Here is a 4,488-nt window from a genome sequence, read left to right as displayed (position 1 = left end):
GGGGAGCGTCACCGACCCCGCGGCCGTGGCGCGGGCGCTCGACGGCGTCGACGCCGTGGTGCACCTGGCCGCGAAGGTGTCGCTCGCGGGCGACCCTGCCGACTTCCGCGCGGTCAACGTCGAGGGCACGCGCGCGCTCCTCCGCGGCGCCCGCCAGGCCGGCGCGACCCGCTTCGTCCACGTCTCCTCGCCGTCCGTCGCGCACACGGGCCTCTCCCTCGTGGGCGACGACGCGGGCCCCGCGGACCCCGTGCGCGCCCGCGGCGACTACGCGCGCACGAAGGCCGAGGGCGAGCTGCTCGCCCTCGCCGAGGACTCGTCGGACATGCGCGTGCTCGCCGTCCGCCCGCACCTCGTGTGGGGTCCGGGCGACACGCAGCTCGTCGCGCGCATCGTCGACCGGGCGGCCCGCGGCCGCCTCCCGCTCCTCGGGCACGGCGCGGCGCTCATCGACACCGTCTACCGCGACAACGCCGCCGACGCGATCGTCGCGGCGCTCGACCGCGCCGACACGGCCCACGGCCGCGCGTACGTCGTCACGAACGGCGAGCCGCGCCCGGTCGCCGAGCTCCTCGCGGGCATGTGCCGCGCGGCGGGCGTGCCGGCCCCGCGGTTCCGCGTGCCCGCCGCCCTCGCGCGCGCCGCCGGGGGAGCGGTCGAGCGGGCCTGGGCCGTGCGCCCCGGATCCGACGAGCCGCCCATGACCCGGTTCCTCGCCGAGCAGCTCTCCACCGCGCACTGGTTCGACCAGCGGGCGACGCGGCGCGCCCTCGGCTGGTCCCCCGCCGTGAGCCTCGACGAGGGCTTCGAGCGCCTCCGCCTCTCCTATCTCGCCGGCGGCGCCGCGCGCCGTTGATCGGCACCGCCGCTGATCGACGCCGCCCGCGGCCGTTCCGCCGCGCGCGGGCGGGAGGCTCCGAGCCGATCGCTAGGCTGGTCCGGTGTCCACACGCCTCTCCCAGCTCTTCGTCCGCACCCTCCGGGAAGACCCCGTCGACGCCGAGGTCGCGAGCCACCGCCTCCTCGTGCGCGCCGGCTACATCCGCCGCCAGGCCCCCGGCATCTTCGCCTGGCTGCCGCTCGGCCTCCGCGTCAAGCGCAGGGTCGAGGCGATCGTCCGCGAGGAGATGGAGCGCATCGGCGCCCAGGAGGTGCACTTCCCCGCGCTGCTGCCCGCCGAGCCGTACCAGGCGACGGGCCGCTACGACGAGTACGGCCCCGGGATGTTCCGCCTCGAGGACCGCAAGCGCGCGCCCATGGTGCTCGCGCCCACGCACGAGGAGTTCTTCGCGCTGCTCGTGAAGGACCTCTACTCGAGCTACAAGGACCTTCCCCTGTCGATCTACCAGATCCAGGACAAGTACCGCGACGAGGCCCGTCCCCGCGCCGGCATCCTCCGCGGCCGCGAGTTCACGATGAAGGACGCCTACTCGTTCGACGTCACCGACGAGGCGCTCTCCATCAGCTACCAGGCCCAGCGCGACGCCTACGAGCGCATCTTCCAGCGCCTCGGCCTCGAGTACGTCATCGTCGCCGCCGACGCGGGGGCGATGGGAGGGTCCAAGAGCGAGGAGTTCCTGCACCCCACGCCCATCGGCGAGGACACCTTCGTGCGCTCGGCCGGCGGCTACGCGGCCAACGTCGAGGCCTTCACGACCCTCGTCCCCGACGCGCTCCCCATCGAGGGCCAGCCCGCGGCGCGCGTGTTCGACTCGCCCGACACCCCCACCATCGCCACGCTGGTCGACCTCGCGAACGCGCGGGAGCCCCGCGAGGACGGCCGCGCCTGGACGGCCGCCGACACGCTGAAGAACATCGTGCTCGCCCTCACGCACCTCGACGGCACGCGCGAGCTGGTCGTCGTCGGCATCCCCGGCGACCGCGACATCGACCTGAAGCGCGCCGAGGTGGCCTTCTTCCCCGCCGAGGTCGAGCCCGCCACCGAGGGCGACCTCGCGAAGCAGCCGGGCCTCGTCAAGGGCTACATCGGCCCGTGGTCGCCAGAGGGCCCCGTGCTCGGCTCCACGTCGTCCACGCGGGTCCGCTACGTCGTCGACCCCCGCGTCGTCGACGGCACCGCGTGGATCACGGGCGCCAACGTCGCGGGGCAGCACGTGCTGTCGCTCGTCGCCGGCCGCGACTTCACCCCCGACGGCGTCGTGGAGGCCGCCGACGTCCGCGACGGCGACCCCGCCCCCGACGGCTCCGGCCCCATCAGCACCGCGCGCGGCACGGAGATCGGCCACGTCTTCGAGCTCGGCCGCAAGTACGCGGAGGCGCTCGGCCTCAAGGTGCTGGACGAGAACGGCAAGCTCGTCACGGTCACCATGGGCTCGTACGGCATCGGCATCACGCGGAACCTGGCGCTCGTCGCCGAGGCCACCCAGGACGGCCGGGGTCTCCTCTGGCCCGCGTCCGTCAGCCCGTTCGACGTGCACGTGGTGATGACGGGCAAGGGCGACGAGATCGCCTCCGCGTCCGAGCAGCTCGTCGACGCGCTCGACGCGTCCGGCCTCGACGTGCTCTTCGACGACCGCCCCAAGGTCTCGCCCGGCGTGAAGTTCGGCGACGCCGAGCTCATCGGGGTGCCCACCATCGTCATCGTCGGCCGCGGCGCGGCCGACGGCATGGCGGAGCTCTGGGACCGCCGCACGAACGAGCGCACCCCCATCGCGCTCGGCGACGTCGTCGGGGCCCTCGTCGCCGCCCGCTGACCCCGCACCGCCGCCCCGCAGGCTGCCCCACCCGTCCGGGTCGGGTAGCCTGTGGTGTTTCCAACCGAATAGAGGAGTCGCCCGTGGACATCGACCTGAGCGTCTTGCGCATGATGGAGCGCGAGCGCGAGATCCCGTTCGAGGAGCTCGTCTCCATCATCGAGCAGGCCATCCTCACCGCCTACCTCAAGCACACCGACCAGGCCGACGCCAAGCCCGTCGCCGACGGCGTGCCCCCCGCCCGCGTGCACCTGGACCGCAAGTCCGGCCATGTCTCCGTGCACGTCCCCGAGCTCGACGAGGACGGCCTCGTCATCGGCGAGTCCGAGGACAGCCCGAGCGACTTCGGCCGCATCGCCGCGTTCGCCGCGAAGCAGGTCATCAACCAGCGCCTGCGCGACATCGGGGACGACCGCATCCTCGGCGAGTTCAAGGGCCGCGAGGGCGACATCGTCGCCGGCGTCGTGCAGCAGGGCCCGAACCCCCGCATGATCCACGTCGACCTCGGCACCATCGAGGCGATCCTGCCGCCCGAGGAGCAGGTGCCGGGCGAGCGGTACGTGCACGGCTCGCGCCTGCGCGTGTACGTCACGAGCGTCTCCCGCGGCGCCAAGGGGCCGCAGATCACGGTCTCGCGCACGCACCCGTCGCTCGTCCGCAAGCTCTTCGCGCTCGAGGTGCCGGAGATCGCCCAGGGCCTCGTCGAGATCGTGTCGCTGGCCCGCGAGGCCGGCCACCGCACCAAGATCGCCGTGCGCGCCACCGAGCCCGGCATCAACGCCAAGGGCGCCTGCATCGGCGAGCTCGGCCAGCGCGTCCGCGCGGTCACCGCGGAGCTGAACGACGAGAAGATCGACATCGTCGACTACTCCGAGTCGTTGCCCGTCTTCGTCGGCAACGCGCTCTCGCCCGCCCGCGTCACGAGCTCGTTCGTCATCGACCAGGCCAACAAGGCCGTCCGCGCGCTCGTGCCGGACTACCAGCTGTCGCTGGCCATCGGCAAGGAGGGCCAGAACGCCCGCCTCGCCGCGAAGCTCACGGGTGCGAAGATCGACATCCAGCCCGACAGCATCCTCGAGGGCGACGACTGAGCGCCGCCCGTCACGACCCCGCCTCGCCGCCGCCGGACGGAGGGGGTAGTATGGGTCCGGTAAGAACGTGCGTCGGCTGTCGTCGGCGTGCCCCGAGGTCCGCTCTCGTGCGGATCGTCGCCGATCCCCGTACGCGCTCCCTCGTCCTCGACGAGCGTGCCGTGCTGGCCGGCCGGGGTGCGTGGATCCATCCGACCATCGAGTGCATCGACAGAGCGATCGCACGGCGTGCCCTCGGGCGGGCCCTGCGGAGCGACGCGGCGCTCGACCCCGCAGCTCTTGGGGGACTACGAGAGCGGCTCGCGGCCCAGCCGAGCGCGCGAGCATCCGAGAGAACAGGCTGAACGGCACATGGACAACTAATGAGCGGCTCGAAATGAGATCCGTCCAGCACTAGCGGTCCCCTCCTGCCTGGGAGAGGACCCCCAGACAGGAGAACAGTGGCAAAACCACGCGTACACGAGATCGCCGCCGAGATCGGCGTCGACAGCAAGACCGCACTCGCCAAGCTCAAGGAGATGGGCGAGTTCGTCAAGGGACCGTCGTCGAGCATCGAGCCCCCCGTGGCCCGCAAGCTCAAGGCGGCCCTCGAGGCAGCCGGCCTCACCGGACAGGCCGCGGCACCCGCCGCGACGCCGTCGTCCGCCCCGCGCCCCGGCGGCCGCACGTCGGCCCCGAAGCCC

General features: G+C 73.2%; 5 protein-coding genes. All 5 read left to right on the top strand.

Annotated features, from left to right (window positions below; genetic code table 11):
- On the top strand, nucleotides 1-856 hold an 856-nt coding region (locus tag Q6969_RS13180), incomplete at its 5' end, for an NAD-dependent epimerase/dehydratase family protein (RefSeq protein ID WP_317230843.1).
- An 85-nt stretch (nucleotides 857-941) separates the two neighbouring features.
- Nucleotides 942-2,714, top strand: a complete 1,773-nt coding sequence (locus Q6969_RS13175; protein WP_317230842.1) for a proline--tRNA ligase — start codon at nucleotides 942-944, stop codon at nucleotides 2,712-2,714.
- 83 nt (nucleotides 2,715-2,797) lie between these two features.
- The gene (gene nusA, locus Q6969_RS13170) at nucleotides 2,798-3,805 is read left to right on the top strand and encodes a transcription termination factor NusA (protein ID WP_317230841.1); all 1,008 of its coding nucleotides are present in this window, start codon (nucleotides 2,798-2,800) and stop codon (nucleotides 3,803-3,805) included.
- Nucleotides 3,806-3,855: 50 nt separating this feature from the next.
- Nucleotides 3,856-4,149, top strand: a complete 294-nt coding sequence (locus Q6969_RS13165; protein WP_094116287.1) for a YlxR family protein — start codon at nucleotides 3,856-3,858, stop codon at nucleotides 4,147-4,149.
- A 96-nt stretch (nucleotides 4,150-4,245) separates the two neighbouring features.
- Nucleotides 4,246-4,488 (top strand): translation initiation factor IF-2 N-terminal domain-containing protein (locus tag Q6969_RS13160; RefSeq protein ID WP_317230840.1); only part of this gene is annotated, 243 nt, incomplete at its 3' end.

This window comes from Clavibacter sp. MX14-G9D (assembly GCF_032917815.1).
Classification (GTDB): domain Bacteria; phylum Actinomycetota; class Actinomycetes; order Actinomycetales; family Microbacteriaceae; genus Clavibacter; species Clavibacter michiganensis_K.
This window is presented reverse-complemented; position numbering and strand designations above follow the sequence as displayed.